The sequence below is a fragment of the Variovorax sp. AB1(2024) genome, from assembly GCF_037482385.2.
Lineage (GTDB): Bacteria > Pseudomonadota > Gammaproteobacteria > Burkholderiales > Burkholderiaceae_C > Variovorax.
On record NZ_JBBHKP020000001.1, the window covers coordinates 5,381,238 to 5,395,033 of the forward strand.

Below are 13,796 nucleotides of genomic sequence, written 5' to 3' on the forward strand. Positions count from 1 at the left end.
GCCTTACGCCCCGGGGGATGCGCGGCTGGTTTTACAGCCGGCATCCCTTTCACGCCTCAACGTCATTCCAGTCCGTCGAGTTCGTAGCTGAAGAGCGACTCGCCCTTGGCGGTCTTCACCTGCATCTTGATGACACCGTACTCGGGCGCGTACCAGGAGTCGACCGAGTTGTCCTCGCCGCGCGAGCGCACATGGCAGACGTTTTCGAAAGTGCGAGCGTTGTAGTTCGGCTTCAGCTCCAGGTTCTCGAAACCCACGAAGACATGCTCGGACTGGTACTTGTTGGCGAAGTCGAAGGCCTCGTTGCCTGCGCTCGTCGTCTTCACGCCCTTGCCGGCCAGCTTGAAATTGCCGCCCGGCTTGATGTCAGCCGGAACCTCGGGAAACGGTGCCGAGAAGACTTCCTTGATGACGACCTTGCTCGCGTTGCCTCCCAGGGCCGCGACGCCGTATTGCTCGGAACCCAGCCGCTGGCGGCCGGTTTCATCGAAGAACTTCGCGGTCTTGACGCCGCCGTCGGTGCTCACCACGCTCATGGCCGCCTTGCCCGCGAACCGGGCCTTGATGATCTGGATCTTCGAGCGGTCGCTCAACGTGTAGCTCACGCCGGGCTTCAGCTTGAAGCAATCGGCAAAAGATGGTGCAGCGGCGATGGCGCTGGTGGTCGCAGCGGCCGCAAACGCCGCTCCCAGAATCGCCTTGAAACCAAATGACTTAGCACTGTGCATCGAATCCTCCCTGTGTTTTGGAGCGGAAATGATGCCATGCGGATTTGACTGATTTTTCAGCTCACCTCAAGGCGGTTCCCAAGGGAGCGAAGCAGCCCGGGAAGCGAGGTTCGAGGGGGCGATGCCGGCATCCAACCCATGGCCGGACGCCGCCACCTAAAATGCCCGGTTCCCCGTCAGCCACTCCGAAAGCGCCCTTCCCGATGTCCGCCCCGCGCAAGCTCTTCGTCACCACCGCCCTGCCGTACGCCAACGGCAAGTTCCATATCGGCCACATGATGGAATACATCCAGGCCGACATCTGGGTGCGGAACCAGCGGATGAACGGCGCCGAGGTCAACTTCGTCTGCGCCGACGACGCGCACGGCGCGGCCATCACCATCGCGGCCGACAAGGCCGGCGTGACGCCGCAGGCCTTCGTGGCTGAAATTGCGGCCGGCCGCAAGCCGTATCTCGACGGCTACTACATCTCCTTCGACAACTGGCACTCGACCGACGCGCCCGAGAACCACCAGCTCGCGCAGGACATCTACCGCGACCTGCGGGCCAACGGCCTGATCAGCACCAAGAGCGTCGAGCAGTTCTACGACCCCGAAAAGGGCATGTTCCTGGCCGACCGCTTCATCAAGGGCGAGTGCCCCAACTGCCATTCGAAGGACCAGTACGGCGACAACTGCGAGGTGTGCGGCGCCGTGTACGCGCCCACCGAGCTGATCAATCCCTACTCGGCCCTCTCGGGCGCCAAGCCCGAGCTGCGCAGCTCGGAGCACTTCTTCTTCAAGCTGTCGGACCCGCGCTGCGAGGCCTACCTGAAGGAATGGACCGCCGCCCCCGGCCACGTGCAGTCCGAGGTGCAGAACAAGATCCGCGAATGGCTCTACAAGGACGACGAGGGCAAGGGCGGCCTCGGCGACTGGGACATCAGCCGCGACGCGCCCTACTTCGGCATCGAGATCCCCGACGCGCCGGGCAAGTACTTCTACGTGTGGCTCGACGCGCCCGTGGGCTACCTGGCTTCGCTGAAGAACCTGCTGGACAAGCGCTGCATCGAACTCGGCGGCGACGGCATCTCGTACACCGAGTACATGGCCGACCCCGACCTGGAGCAGGTGCACTTCATCGGCAAGGACATCATCACCTTCCACACGCTGTTCTGGCCCGCGATGCTGCACTTCAGCGGCCGCAAGGCGCCCGACGCCGTGTACGTGCACGGCCACCTCACGGTGAGCGGCGAGAAGATGAGCAAGAGCCGCGGCACAGGCATCGACCCGCTCAAGTACCTGTCGATCGGGCTCGACCCCGAATGGCTGCGCTACTACATCGCGGCCAAGCTCAACGGCCGCAACGAAGACATCGACTTCAACCCCGAGGACTTCGTGGCGCGCGTCAACAGCGACCTCGTGGGCAAGTACATCAACATCGCCAGCCGCGCGGCGGGCTTCATCGGCAAGCGCTTCGGCGGCAGGCTGGGCGAGGTGTCGGCCGACGGCGACGCGCTGCTGTTCACGCTGCGCGACGCGGCCACCCAGATCCACACGCTGTACGACGGCCGCGACTACGCCCGCGCCCTGCGCGAGGTGATGGCGCTGGCCGACAAGGTGAACGAGTACGTCGACCAGAACAAGCCCTGGGAGCTGGCCAAGAAGGAAGGCGCCGAGGCGCGCCTGCACGACGTGTGCACCGTGTGCATCGAGGCCTTCCGCCTGCTCACGCTGTACCTGAAGCCGGTGCTGCCGGCGCTGGCGGTGAACGTCGAGGCCTTCCTGAAGACCTCGCCGCTGGTCTGGGCCGACGCGGCGCAGTCTCTGCCCGCGGGCCACGCCATCGGCGACTACAAGCACCTGATGCAGCGCGCCGACCCCAAGCAGGTCGACAAGCTGTTCGATGCGCCCGAGGCACCCGCTGCGGCACCCGCCGCAGCGACGGAAGCCCAGGAGCTGCCCGGCGGCGAAGCCATCGCGCCCGCCATCACCATCGACGACTTCGCGAAGATCGACCTGCGCATCGCGAAGATCGTGGCCTGCGAGAAGGTCGAAGGCTCGACCAAGCTGCTGCGCCTGACGCTCGACGCGGGCGAAGGCAAGACCCGCAACGTGTTCAGCGGCATCGCCTCGGCCTACCAGCCCGAGCAGCTCGTGGGCAAGCTCACGGTGCTGGTCGCCAACCTCGCGCCGCGCAAGATGAAGTTCGGCATCAGCGAAGGCATGGTGCTGGCCGCGAGCCACGGCGACGAAAAGGCCCACCCCGGCATCCACGTGCTCGAGCCGTGGCCGGGCGCGACGCCGGGCATGCGCGTGCGCTGATCCCCGGGCGGGACGGGGTCGATTCGAAGCGCGGCATCGCGCGGGCCACAATCGGCGGGCCCATGCATTCCCCGCTGAACCTCCACCGCTTTCGTCCACGCCTCATGGATGCGCTCGCGGACTACAACCGCGCGCGTTTCTTCAAGGACCTGGGCGCGGGCGCGACGGTCGGCATCGTGGCGCTGCCGCTGGCCATGGCCTTCGCCATCGCGTCGGGGCTCAAGCCCGAGGCCGGCATCTGGACGGCGATCATCGCGGGCTTCCTGATCTCGCTGCTGGGCGGCTCGGCGGTGCAGATCGGCGGGCCGGCGGGCGCATTCATCGTGATCGTCTACGGCATCGTGGAGCGCTACGGCGTCGCCAACCTGCTGATCTCCACCGCCTGCGCGGGCGTGCTGCTGTTCATGGCGGGGCTCTTCGGGCTGGGGCGGCTGGTGCGCTTCGTGCCGCTGTCGATCGTGGTGGGCTTCACCAACGGCATCGCGGTGCTGATCCTGCTGTCGCAACTCAAGGACCTGCTCGGCCTGACGGTGGCGAAGATGCCGGCCGACGTGTTCTCGCAGCTGCACGCCATGGCGCTGCAGATCGGCACCTTCAACCCTTACGCCTTTGCGCTGGGCGTGGCTTGCGTGGCGGGCCTGCTGCTGTGGCCGCGGCTGCTGCGCGCCGAGTCGAAGATCGGCGCCGCGGTGCTGCGCGTGGGCGGCCGGGTGGCGCGCACGCGGGCCGTGCAGGTGGGCGCGCGCCTGCCGGGGCCGATCGTGGCGCTGGTCACGCTCACGCTGGTGTCCTGGGCCTTCGAGCTGCCGGTGGAGACCATCGGCACGCGCTTCGGCGGCATCCCCGAAGGCGTGCCGGCCTTCGCGCTGCCCGACTTTTCATGGGAGACGGTGAAGCAGCTGGTCACGCCCACGCTGACCATCGCGCTGCTCGGCGCCATCGAATCGCTGCTGTGCGCGCGCGTGTCCGACCAGATCAGCGGGCAGCCCCGGCACGACCCCAACCAGGAACTGATGGCGCAAGGCATCGCGAACGTGGTCACGCCCTTCTTCGGCGGCATGCCGGCCACGGGCACCATCGCGCGCACCGTCACCAACATCCGCTCGGGCGGCACGTCGCCGATCGCGGGCATGGTGCATGCGCTGACCTTGCTGCTGGTGGTGCTGCTGGCCGCGCCGCTCGCGCGCCATGTGCCGCTAGCGGTGCTGGCGGGCATCCTGGTGTTCGTGGGGCTGAACATGGGCGAGTGGCGCGAGTTCACGCCGACGCAGCTGCGGCATTTCAGCCGGCACTACCGGCTGCTGATGCTCGGCACCTTCTTCCTCACGGTGGTGTTCGACCTGACGGTGGCGGTGCAGGTCGGCATCGTGCTGGCTTGCGCGCTGTTCATCCGGCGCATGAGCGGGCTGTTCAGCGTGGAGCTGGTGACGCTGCAGCCGCCGGTGCTGACCTACCGCATCTACGGCGCGCTGTTCTTCGGCGCGGCGGCCAAGCTGGACGAGGCGGTGAACGCCGCGGAGCGCGCGCCGCGCGGCATGACGGTGGTGCTCGACGCCACACACCTGATCTACCTGGACGCCACGGGCGTCGACGCGCTGCGGCAGTTGCACCGCGCGGTGCTGGCACGCGGCGGGCTGCTGCGCATCGAGTCGCTGCAGCCCCAGCCGCGCGAGGTGATCGAGCGCTCCGGCTTTGCGGAGGAACTGGTGACGGGCCGGCCCGCCGCGGCCCACGGCGCCTGAGGCCGCCTTGGGATCAGGGCGCCTCGGTGCCCCGGTCGGGCGAGGAGCCGCTGCGCACCACGCGCTGGTCGTCGTTCAGCGTGGCGGTGAAGACCATGGAAGAGTTCGGCGGCTGCACCCAGCGCCATTCCCATTCGGTCTCGCGCCTGAGCGCATAGGGCGTGACCTTGGCGGGCTTGCCGAGCATCTTGCGCAGGTCTTCCATCATCATGCCGGGCTGCACCCTGGCGAAGTTCTCGGGCGTCAGCACCTGGCGCAGCGCGCTCATCTTGCCGTCCGTGCCGATGGTGATCATGTAGTTCTTCTGGCCCTGCGGCTGGCGGTTGTATTCGAAGATGCGGCCGCGGTTGGGGCCGTCCCAGATGTTCTCGGGCTCGCCGAAACGGGCACGCACGTCGGCCTCGGTGGAGACGCCCTCCTCGAGTTCACTGATGTTCTTCGAGTCGCAAGCCGCGAGCGCCAATACGGTCGCCAGCAACGCCGCCGCCATGCCGATCCCCCACCCTTTGCGATGCCTCATGCCGTCCCCGGTAAAATTCGCGCCATAAAGGTCCAGTCTATGTCCATCTTCCGCCGCCCCCACTACTCTTCCGAGATCACGAACTTCATCGAGGAGATGAAGGAAAAGAAGCCAACGCTGGAAGCCGAACAGCGCGCCGGCCGCGCCCTGCTGTGGGACAAGCACCTCGACCGCAGCCTGCTCGAGGAATACAGCGAAGCCCGCGTCCCGATGCAGCCGTACGTCTACCAGACCCAGCCCAAGTAATTCATCGGTGAAGCCGAATTGGCATCCAACCCTCGCCAGCATTGCGCCGACAGCTATTGAAATGATAGCGATCGACCGATGAACGGAGACGAGGACAACGGCACGCTGGTGGTCGCCATGCCCGACGTGGTCGACCAGGTCGCGCTCGCGAGGCTCTATGGCGAGCCGCTGTTCGCGATGCCGAAGGACCTGTACATCCCGCCCGAGGCGCTGCAGGTGTTCCTCGAGGCCTTCGAAGGCCCGCTGGACTTGCTGCTCTACCTGATCCGCAAGCAGAACTTCAACATCCTCGACATCCCGATGGCGGGGCTCACGCGGCAGTACCTGAGCTATGTCGACGAGATCCGGCAGACGAATCTCGAACTCGCGGCCGAGTATTTGCTGATGGCCGCGATGCTGATCGAGATCAAGTCGCGCATGCTGCTGCCGCCCAAGAAGGTGGCCGACGGCGAGGAAGCCGAAGACCCCCGCGCCGAACTGGTTCGCCGCCTGCTCGAATACGAGCAGACCAAGCTGCAGGCCGCCGCCATCAGCGCCATGCCGACCTACGGCCGCGACTTCTGGAAGGGGCAGGTCTACATCGAGCAGTCGCTGAAGCCGCGCTTCCCCGACGTCGACGTGGCCGAGCTGCGCGACGCCTGGGCCGACATCATGAAGCGCGCCAAACTTGTGCAGCACCACAAGATCTCGCGCGAGGAACTCAACGTGCGCGAGCACATGAGCATCGTGCTGCGCCATCTGCAGGGGCAGCGCTTCGTGGAGTTCGAGAAGCTGTTCGACGTGTCGCGCGGCGCGCCGGTGCTGATCGTCACCTTCATCGCGATGCTGGAGCTCGCGAAGGAAACGCTCATCGACATCACGCAGGCGGAAGCCTTCGCTCCCATCTACGTCAGGCTGGCCTACTCGCCAAGCTGACCCAACCGGCTCCCAGACCCAGTGACTTCCGCCGTGCGCGACTTCGACGTCCTCATCGTCGGCAGCGGCCTGGCCGGCCTCTCGGCCGCCCTTCACCTGGCGCCCACGCACCGCGTGGCCGTACTCACCAAGCGCGCGCTGGCCGACGGCTCCAGCGCCTGGGCGCAGGGCGGCATCGCGGCGGTGCTGGCGGCCGGCGACAGCTTCGACGCGCACGTGGAAGACACACTGGTGGCCGGCGCCGGCCTGTGCGATGCCGAGGCCACGCGCTTCGTGGTCGAGCATGCGCCGCAGGCCATCGGCTGGCTGCGTGAGCTGGGCGTGCCCTTTTCAGAGGAAGACGGCGGCCTGCACCTGACCCGCGAAGGCGGCCACAGCCAGCGCCGCATCGTGCACGTGACCGACGCCACCGGCGCGGCGGTGCAGCAGGTGCTGATCGAGCGGGTGCGCCGCACGCCGAACATCACGCTGTTCGAGCACCACACGCTGGTCGACCTGATCACCGGCCGCAAGCTCGGGCTCGCCGACCCGGCCTGCCAGGGCCTGTACGCGCTCGACGACAAGACCGACGAGGTGCTGGCCTTTAGCGCGCCGCACACCATCCTGGCGACGGGCGGCGCGGGCAAGGTGTACCTGTACACCACCAACCCCGACACAGCCACCGGCGACGGCATCGCCGCCGCCTGGCGCGCGGGCTGCCGGGTGTCGAACATGGAGTTCATCCAGTTCCACCCGACCTGCCTGTACCACCCGCACGCCAAGTCCTTCCTGATCAGCGAGGCGGTGCGCGGCGAAGGCGGGCTGCTCAAGCTGCCCGACGGCACGCGCTTCATGCCCAAGCACGACGAACGCGCCGAACTCGCGCCGCGCGACGTCGTGGCCCGCGCCATCGACTTCGAGATGAAGAAGCACGGCCTGGACTGCGTGTACCTCGACATCTCGCACCAGCCGGCCGCGTTCCTGAAGGAACACTTCCCCAACATCCTTGCGCGCTGCGCGGAGCTGGGCATCGACATCACGCGCGAGCCGATCCCCGTGGTGCCGGCCGCGCACTACACCTGCGGCGGCGTGCTCGGCGACCTGAGCGGGCGCACCGACGTGCCGGGCCTCTATGCCATCGGCGAGACCGCCTGCACCGGCCTGCACGGCGCCAACCGGCTGGCCAGCAACTCGCTGGTCGAATGCATGGTGTTCGCGCGCGCGGCCGCCGGTGCCATCGCCTCGGCACCGGTGCGCGAGCGCGCCGAACTGCCGGCCTGGGACGACAGCCGCGTCACAGACGCCGACGAGGTCGTGGTCATCTCGCACAACTGGGACGAGCTGCGCCGCTTCATGTGGGACTACGTCGGCATCGTGCGCACCAACAAGCGCCTGGAGCGCGCGAGCCACCGCATCGCGCTGCTGCAGGCCGAGATCCACGAGTTCTATGCGAACTTCCACGTCACGCGCGATCTGCTCGAACTGCGCAACCTGGTTCAGGTGGCCGAGCTGATCGTGCGCTCCGCGCAGGCCCGCCACGAAAGCCGTGGCCTGCATTTCAGCCGCGACTACCCCTCGCTCGCCGAGCGCGCCGCACCCACGGTGCTGGCGCCTGCGGCCGACCGTTAGCCCCACCCGCTTCGTTTTCTTCACTCAAGGATGCCCGGCCACCGACGCCCGCAGGGAGAAACCCAACCATGTCGAACACCACCCCGCCGGCCTCGCCCTGAGGCGGCCTGCCGACGACCCGCTGCACACCGGGCAAATACAAAGGAACCGCTCCCCATGTACATAGCAAACACCATCGAAGAACTGCGCGGCCGCCTGTCCGCCAGCAAGCGCCCCGCCTTCGTGCCCACCATGGGCAACCTGCACGACGGCCACATCGCGCTGGTGAAGCAGGCCAGGCCGCTGGGCGACGCCACGGTCGCGAGCATCTTCGTCAACAGGCTGCAGTTCCTGCCGCACGAAGACTTCGACACCTACCCGCGCACCTGGGACAGCGACTGCGAGAAGCTGCGCGCCGCCGGTTGCGACGTGCTGTTCGCCCCCACCGAGAAGGTGCTGTACCCCGAGCCCCAGACCTGCAAGGTGCACCCCGACCCGGCGCTGGCCGACATCCTCGAAGGGCACTTCCGCCCCGGCTTCTTCGTCGGCGTGTGCACGGTGGTGATGAAGCTCTTCCAGTGCGTGCAGCCGCGCGTGGCGGTGTTCGGCAAGAAGGACTACCAGCAGCTGATGATGATCCGCCACATGGTGCGGCAGTTCGCGCTGCCTATCGAGATCGTGGGCGGCGAGACCTTCCGCGCCGACGACGGGCTGGCGCTGTCGTCGCGCAACGGCTACCTGAGCAGGGACGAGCGCGCGGAGGCCGTGCAGCTGTCGAAGGTGCTGCGGGCCATGGCCGAGGCGGTGCGCGAGGGCGAGCGCGATTTGGCCGCGATAGAAGCGCGGGCAATGCAGTCGCTGGCGCAGCGCGGCTGGCAACCGGACTATCTTGTGCTGCGGCGCCGTTCCGACCTGCAGGCGCCGTCCGCCGGGGAACCGCTCGTGGCACTGGCCGCGGCGCGCCTGGGCAGCACGCGGCTGATCGACAACCTGGAGATCGAGGCTTTCGCAACGCCATGAGCTACAGCGTCAAGGAAATCTTCTACACCTTGCAGGGCGAAGGCGGCCAGGCCGGCATGCCAGCCGTGTTCTGCCGATTCGCCGGCTGCAACCTCTGGAGCGGCCGCGAGGAAGACCGGGCGTCCGCCGTCTGCCGCTTCTGCGACACCGATTTCGTCGGCACCGACGGCACGCTGGGCGGCAAGTTCAAGACCGCCGACCTGCTGGCCGACACCATCGCCGCGCAATGGCCCGCCGGCGACGCCGATCACCGGCTGGTGGTGCTCACCGGCGGCGAGCCGCTGCTGCAGGTCGATGCAACGCTGGTCGACGCGCTGCATGCGCGGCGCTTTCGCATCGCGGTGGAAAGCAACGGCACGGTCGAGGCGCCGGAAGGCATCGACTGGCTGTGCATCAGCCCCAAGGCCGGCGCGCCGTGGGTGCAGCAGCGCGGCCAGGAACTGAAGCTGGTGTGGCCGCAGGCGGCGTTCGACCTCGACACGATGGCGCGCACCGGCGAATTCACGCACCGTTTCCTGCAGCCGATGGACGGCCCCGACCGGGTCGCGAACACCGAGCTCTGCATTGCCGAATGCATGAAGCAGCCCGTGTGGCGGCTCAGCGTGCAAACCCACAAGATCACCGGCATCCGCTGAAGCGGCCGCCTCTTTTCCCCCAGAGTTTCTTTTTTGACGATGCGCTTCACCATCAGCCAACGCTTTTTCTTCGACGCCGCCCACACGCTGAAGCGGGAGATCGAAGTCGAAGGCAGCCGCCGTATCCACGGCCATACGTACCACGCGGAGGTGTGGCTTGCCGGCGAGCGCGATCCGGTGACGGGCATGGTGATCGACCTGGGGCTGCTGCGCCGGCGGCTGGAAGACGTGCGCGAGCAGCTCGACCATCACCTGCTGGACGACGTGCCCGGGCTGCATCCGCCGACTCTGGAGAACCTTTGCGTGTTCATTGCGGAGGCGTTGCCGGATTTGAAGGCGTCGCTGGCAAGGGTGCGGGTGTGGCGCGAAGCGCTGGGCGACAGTTGCACCGTGGAGTTCTAGGGTGTTGCTCCCTCCCCTTCCGGGGGAGGGCTGGGGTGGGGGCAAGCGGCGCCACCACCGGGCACGCTCCGCCTGCCCCCATCCCAACCTTCCCCCAGAGGGGGAAGGAGCCAAGACGGGATCAGGCGGCGCCGATGCCGGCAATCAGGCTGCCGGGCGCATGGCCGTTCTTCAGCCCGGCCGTGAACGCCAGCATCCGATCGATCGGCAACCGCGCCCGCAGCCCCAGCGCCGGATCGACATGGATCTCGCCCGCGCCGCTTTCCAGCGCGTTCGCCAGCTCCACCAGCCCGTTCATCGCCATCCACGGGCAATGCGCGCAGCTCTTGCAGGTGCCGCCGTTGCCGGCCGTGGGTGCTTCGATGAAGGTCTTGCCGGGATTCAGCGTGCGCAGCTTGTGCAGCATGCCGCTGTCGGTGGCAACGATGAATTCGCTCGCATCCATGCGCTGGGCGGCATTCAGGATGGCGGAGGTCGAGCCCACCGCGTGCGCCAGCGCGATCACGTCCGAGGGCGATTCGGGGTGCACCAGCACCTTGGCCTTCGGATGCTCCTTCATGAGCAACTCGAGCTCCAGCGCCTTGAACTCGTCGTGCACGATGCAGGCGCCGTTCCAGCTGACCATGTCCGCGCCGGTCTGGCGCTGGATGTAGTCGCCCAGGTGGCGGTCGGGGCCCCAGAGAATCTTCTGGCCCGCCGCGTGCAGCGCGTTCACCACGTCGAGCGCGCAACTGGAGGTGACGAGCCAGTCGGCACGCGCCTTCACCGCCGCGCTGGTGTTGGCGTAGACCACCACGGTGCGGTCGGGGTGCTGGTCGCAGAAGGCGCTGAACTGCTCCACCGGGCAGCCCAGGTCGAGCGAGCAGTTCGCGTCCAGGTCGGGCATCAGCACGCGTTTCTCGGGCGACAGGATCTTCGAGGTCTCGCCCATGAAGCGCACGCCAGACACCACCAGCGTCTGCGCGGCATGGTCGCGGCCGAAGCGCGCCATTTCAAGCGAATCGCTCACGATGCCGCCGGTTTCCTCGGCCAGGTCCTGCAGGTCGGGGTGCACGTAGAAGTGCGACACCATCACCGCGCCTCTTCCCCCGTCATGTTCGCGCAGCAGGCGGCGGATGCGCTCCTTCAGCGCGATGCGCTCGTCGGGCGAAGGCTCGGGCGGCACACGGGCCCAGGCGTGGCGGGTGTCGCAGGCGGAGCCCGCCTGCGATCCGGCGGGCTGTTCGTAGTCGACGTCGATGACAGGAGCGGTCGTCATGGCAAGAATGCTCAGTTGTCCTGGAAGCGCATCGAATAGTCGACGGCTTTCACGTCCTTGGTCAGTGCGCCGACGGAAATGCGGTCGACACCGGTCTCGGCCAGGGCGCGCAGGCCGTCGAGCGTGACGCCGCCGGAAATTTCCAGCACGGCCTTGCGGTCGTCGCCCACGGCGTCGTTGATGCGCACGGCTTCGCGCAGCGTGGGCAGGTCCATGTTGTCGAGCAGCACCATGCGCGCGCCGGCTTCCAGCGCCTCGTGCAGCTGGGCCAGCGTCTCGACCTCGACCTCGACGAAAGCGGCCTGCGACGCCACCGGCGCGACCGCACGCAGCGCCGCGGCAACGCCGCCGGCGGCGGCGATGTGGTTTTCCTTGATGAGCACCGCGTCGTACAGGCCGATGCGATGGTTCAGGCCGCCGCCGGTGCGCACCGCGTACTTCTGCGCCAGGCGCAGGCCCGGAATGGTCTTGCGCGTGTCGACGATGCGCGCGCGCGTGCCGCGCACCGCGTCGACGTAAAGGGCGGTCTTGGTTGCGACCGCGCTCAGCAGTTGCAGGAAGTTGAGCGAGGTGCGCTCGGCCGTCAGCAGCGCACGCGCCGCGCCTTCGATCTCGAGCACGACCTGGTCGGCCGCGCAGCGCTCGCCTTCGGCGCAGCGCCACTCTATGCGCACATCGGGGTCGAGCTGCCGCAGCGTGGCCTCGACCCAGGGGGCGCCGCACACCACGGCGGCTTCGCGTGCCAACACGCGGGCGCGGGCCCGGCGGGCGGGATCGACCAGCGACGCGGTCAGGTCGCCGTCGGCGACGTCTTCCTGCAGCGCACGAGCGGCATCGGAGCGGGCCAGCGCGGCCACGGCCGACGCTGAAAAATCAAAGCGAAGGCTCATGGCTCTTTCTGTCTTCAGTTTTTTTCAGGAGGAATGGCGGGGGGACGGCGCGGGCGGCACGGATTCCGGCACCGGGTCGCGGCCGGTGAGCGCCGCGACGGCGTCCTGCGGGCCCACGCGGCCGTCGAGCAGCGCAACCACGCTCTCGGAGATCGGCATCTCGATGCCGAGGCCGCGCGCGCGCTGCACCACGGTGCGGGCGCAATACACGCCCTCGGCCACGTGGCCCAGCGAATCGACCGCCTGGGCCAGCGTGCGGCCCTGGGCCAGCAGCAGGCCGACCTTGCGGTTGCGCGACAGGTCGCCGGTGGCGGTCAGCACCAGGTCGCCCAGGCCCGAAAGCCCCATGAAGGTCTCGGCACGGGCGCCGAGCGCCAGGCCCAGGCGCGTCATTTCGGCGAGGCCGCGCGTGATGAGCGCCGCCCGGGCATTGAGCCCGAGCGCGAGGCCGTCGCAAAGCCCGGTGGCGATGGCCAGCACGTTCTTCACGGCGCCGCCCACTTCCACGCCCACGATGTCCTCGTTGGCATAGACGCGCAGCGCCGGTCCGTGGAAAGCCTCGACGAGCGCATCGCGCACGGCGGCATGGGGGCTGGCGGCCACCAGTGCGGTCGGCCGCCCTTCGGCGACCTCCTGCGCAAAGCTGGGACCGCTGAGCACGCCCGCGGCCAGGTCGGGTGCGACCTGCGCCCATATCTCGTGGGCGAACAGGCCGAAGGATTCGGGAGAGGTGTCGAGCGCGGGCTCCACGCCCTTGCACAGCCACGCCACCGGCGCGGTCGTGCCGCGCAGTGCGCTGAGCTGTTCGCGCAGGGCGGCCATGGGTGTGGCCACGATGACGAGGTCGGCGCCGGCCCGTGCCTGGCGGATGTCGCCCGCGCGCACGGCGAGCGAGGCCGGCAGTGCCAGCCCGGGCAGGTAGCGGGTGTTTTGCCGCGCCTTCGAGATGGCGTCGGCCTGGGCCGCGTCGCGGGCCCAGAGCGTGACCTCGTGGCGGCCCGCCGCATTGACGGCGACCGCCGTGCCCCAGGCACCGGCGCCATGAACGCAGATCTTCATCGGCGTTGGCGGCGTCGTGCCGGTTTACTGTGCCAGGGTGGGCGCGGCCTGGCCGGAGGCCTGTGCCTGCTGCTGCTCGTACATCGCCTGGAAGTTGATTTCGGCGAGGTGCACGGGCGGGAAGCCGCCGCGCTGGATCACGTCGGCCACGTTGCCGCGCAGGTAGGGGTACACGATCTGCGGGCAGGCGATGCCGAGGATGGCGCCCATCTGCTCTTCGGGCAGGTTGCGGATCTCGAAGATGCCGGCTTGCTTGGCTTCGACCAGGAACACGGTCTTGTCCTGGATCTTGGTCTGCACGGTGGCCGACACGGTGATTTCGAAGATGCCGTCGGCCACGGGCTGGGCGTCCACGCCAAGCTGGATGTCGACGGTGGGCTGTTCCTGCTCCAGCAGGATGGCGGGCGAATTGGGTTGTTCGAGCGACAGATCCTTGAGGTAGACGCGCTGGATCTGGAAAACGGGATCTTGGGCTTGCTGGTCGGCCATGG

14 protein-coding genes are annotated in these 13,796 nt (G+C 68.1%); 8 read left to right on the forward strand and 6 right to left on the reverse strand.

The genetic code is table 11. The features are described from left to right. Positions 1-62: 62 nt before the first annotated feature. Positions 63-605 (reverse strand): hypothetical protein, encoded by a 543-nt coding sequence (locus tag WIX39_RS25170; RefSeq protein ID WP_409196128.1) that lies wholly within the window; start codon positions 603-605, stop codon positions 63-65. A gap of 326 nt (positions 606-931) precedes the next feature. Here WIX39_RS25170 and metG point away from each other — a divergent pair, with 326 nt between their 5' ends. Continuing rightward, positions 932-3,031, forward strand: coding sequence for a methionine--tRNA ligase (gene metG / locus WIX39_RS25175; protein ID WP_409196129.1), 2,100 nt, complete (start codon positions 932-934; stop codon positions 3,029-3,031). A 62-nt stretch (positions 3,032-3,093) separates the two neighbouring features. Next, positions 3,094-4,773, forward strand: a complete 1,680-nt coding sequence (locus WIX39_RS25180) for a SulP family inorganic anion transporter (RefSeq protein ID WP_409196130.1) — start codon at positions 3,094-3,096, stop codon at positions 4,771-4,773. Between the two features lie 13 nt (positions 4,774-4,786). On the opposite strand, the gene WIX39_RS25185 is transcribed toward WIX39_RS25180, so the two are convergent. Then, positions 4,787-5,263 (reverse strand): outer membrane protein assembly factor BamE, encoded by a 477-nt coding sequence (locus WIX39_RS25185; RefSeq protein ID WP_409196367.1) that lies wholly within the window; start codon positions 5,261-5,263, stop codon positions 4,787-4,789. A 69-nt stretch (positions 5,264-5,332) separates the two neighbouring features. On the opposite strand from WIX39_RS25185, the gene WIX39_RS25190 reads away from it, so the two are divergent. The 6 genes from WIX39_RS25190 to WIX39_RS25215 all read left to right on the forward strand — a co-directional run bounded on the left by WIX39_RS25190 (position 5,333) and on the right by WIX39_RS25215 (position 10,098). Beyond that, complete coding sequence (locus WIX39_RS25190; protein ID WP_081265980.1) at positions 5,333-5,539, forward strand: DUF3460 family protein; 207 nt, start codon at positions 5,333-5,335, stop codon at positions 5,537-5,539. Between the two features lie 78 nt (positions 5,540-5,617). After that, positions 5,618-6,454, forward strand: a complete 837-nt coding sequence (locus WIX39_RS25195; RefSeq protein WP_081265981.1) for a segregation and condensation protein A — start codon at positions 5,618-5,620, stop codon at positions 6,452-6,454. A gap of 33 nt (positions 6,455-6,487) precedes the next feature. After that, entirely contained in the window at positions 6,488-8,062 is a 1,575-nt protein-coding gene (gene nadB / locus WIX39_RS25200) for an L-aspartate oxidase (RefSeq protein WP_409196368.1), read from the forward strand. Positions 8,063-8,218: 156 nt separating this feature from the next. Continuing rightward, a complete protein-coding gene (gene panC, locus WIX39_RS25205; RefSeq protein ID WP_106937058.1) occupies positions 8,219-9,061 on the forward strand; it encodes a pantoate--beta-alanine ligase in 843 nt (280 codons plus the stop codon). After that, positions 9,058-9,696: a 7-carboxy-7-deazaguanine synthase gene (queE, locus tag WIX39_RS25210; RefSeq protein WP_106937057.1), complete on the forward strand. Its 639-nt coding sequence runs from the start codon at positions 9,058-9,060 to the stop codon at positions 9,694-9,696. Before panC ends, queE begins: the two co-directional genes overlap by 4 nt. A 39-nt stretch (positions 9,697-9,735) precedes the next feature. Next, positions 9,736-10,098, forward strand: coding sequence for a 6-pyruvoyl trahydropterin synthase family protein (locus WIX39_RS25215; protein WP_409196131.1), 363 nt, complete (start codon positions 9,736-9,738; stop codon positions 10,096-10,098). A 121-nt stretch (positions 10,099-10,219) separates the two neighbouring features. Here WIX39_RS25215 and nadA read toward each other — a convergent pair whose 3' ends face one another. Genes nadA through secB form a run of 4 tightly spaced genes read right to left on the reverse strand, consistent with a single transcriptional unit; the run spans position 10,220 to position 13,794 of the window. Then, entirely contained in the window at positions 10,220-11,356 is a 1,137-nt protein-coding gene (nadA, locus tag WIX39_RS25220; RefSeq protein ID WP_409196132.1) for a quinolinate synthase NadA, read from the reverse strand. Between the two features lie 11 nt (positions 11,357-11,367). Beyond that, positions 11,368-12,246 (reverse strand): carboxylating nicotinate-nucleotide diphosphorylase, encoded by an 879-nt coding sequence (gene nadC, locus WIX39_RS25225; protein ID WP_409196133.1) that lies wholly within the window; start codon positions 12,244-12,246, stop codon positions 11,368-11,370. A gap of 24 nt (positions 12,247-12,270) precedes the next feature. Next, positions 12,271-13,305 (reverse strand): NAD(P)H-dependent glycerol-3-phosphate dehydrogenase, encoded by a 1,035-nt coding sequence (locus WIX39_RS25230; protein WP_409196134.1) that lies wholly within the window; start codon positions 13,303-13,305, stop codon positions 12,271-12,273. 24 nt (positions 13,306-13,329) lie between these two features. Continuing rightward, a complete protein-coding gene (gene secB, locus WIX39_RS25235; protein WP_081265989.1) occupies positions 13,330-13,794 on the reverse strand; it encodes a protein-export chaperone SecB in 465 nt (154 codons plus the stop codon). Positions 13,795-13,796 lie beyond the last annotated feature (2 nt).

Bases quoted from the DNA above. Each gene is read 5' to 3' on its own strand.
- panC (WP_106937058.1), top strand. From the start codon at position 8,219: ATGTACATAGCAAACACCATCGAAGAACTGCGCGGCCGCCTGTCCGCC.
- secB (WP_081265989.1), bottom strand. From the start codon at position 13,794: ATGGCCGACCAGCAAGCCCAAGATCCCGTTTTCCAGATCCAGCGCGTC.
- WIX39_RS25190 (WP_081265980.1), top strand. From the start codon at position 5,333: ATGTCCATCTTCCGCCGCCCCCACTACTCTTCCGAGATCACGAACTTC.
- nadA (WP_409196132.1), bottom strand. From the start codon at position 11,356: ATGACGACCGCTCCTGTCATCGACGTCGACTACGAACAGCCCGCCGGA.
- WIX39_RS25195 (WP_081265981.1), top strand. From the start codon at position 5,618: ATGAACGGAGACGAGGACAACGGCACGCTGGTGGTCGCCATGCCCGAC.
- WIX39_RS25185 (WP_409196367.1), bottom strand. From the start codon at position 5,263: ATGGCGGCGGCGTTGCTGGCGACCGTATTGGCGCTCGCGGCTTGCGAC.
- WIX39_RS25230 (WP_409196134.1), bottom strand. From the start codon at position 13,305: ATGAAGATCTGCGTTCATGGCGCCGGTGCCTGGGGCACGGCGGTCGCC.
- WIX39_RS25180 (WP_409196130.1), top strand. From the start codon at position 3,094: ATGCATTCCCCGCTGAACCTCCACCGCTTTCGTCCACGCCTCATGGAT.
- nadC (WP_409196133.1), bottom strand. From the start codon at position 12,246: ATGAGCCTTCGCTTTGATTTTTCAGCGTCGGCCGTGGCCGCGCTGGCC.
- metG (WP_409196129.1), top strand. From the start codon at position 932: ATGTCCGCCCCGCGCAAGCTCTTCGTCACCACCGCCCTGCCGTACGCC.
- queE (WP_106937057.1), top strand. From the start codon at position 9,058: ATGAGCTACAGCGTCAAGGAAATCTTCTACACCTTGCAGGGCGAAGGC.
- WIX39_RS25215 (WP_409196131.1), top strand. From the start codon at position 9,736: ATGCGCTTCACCATCAGCCAACGCTTTTTCTTCGACGCCGCCCACACG.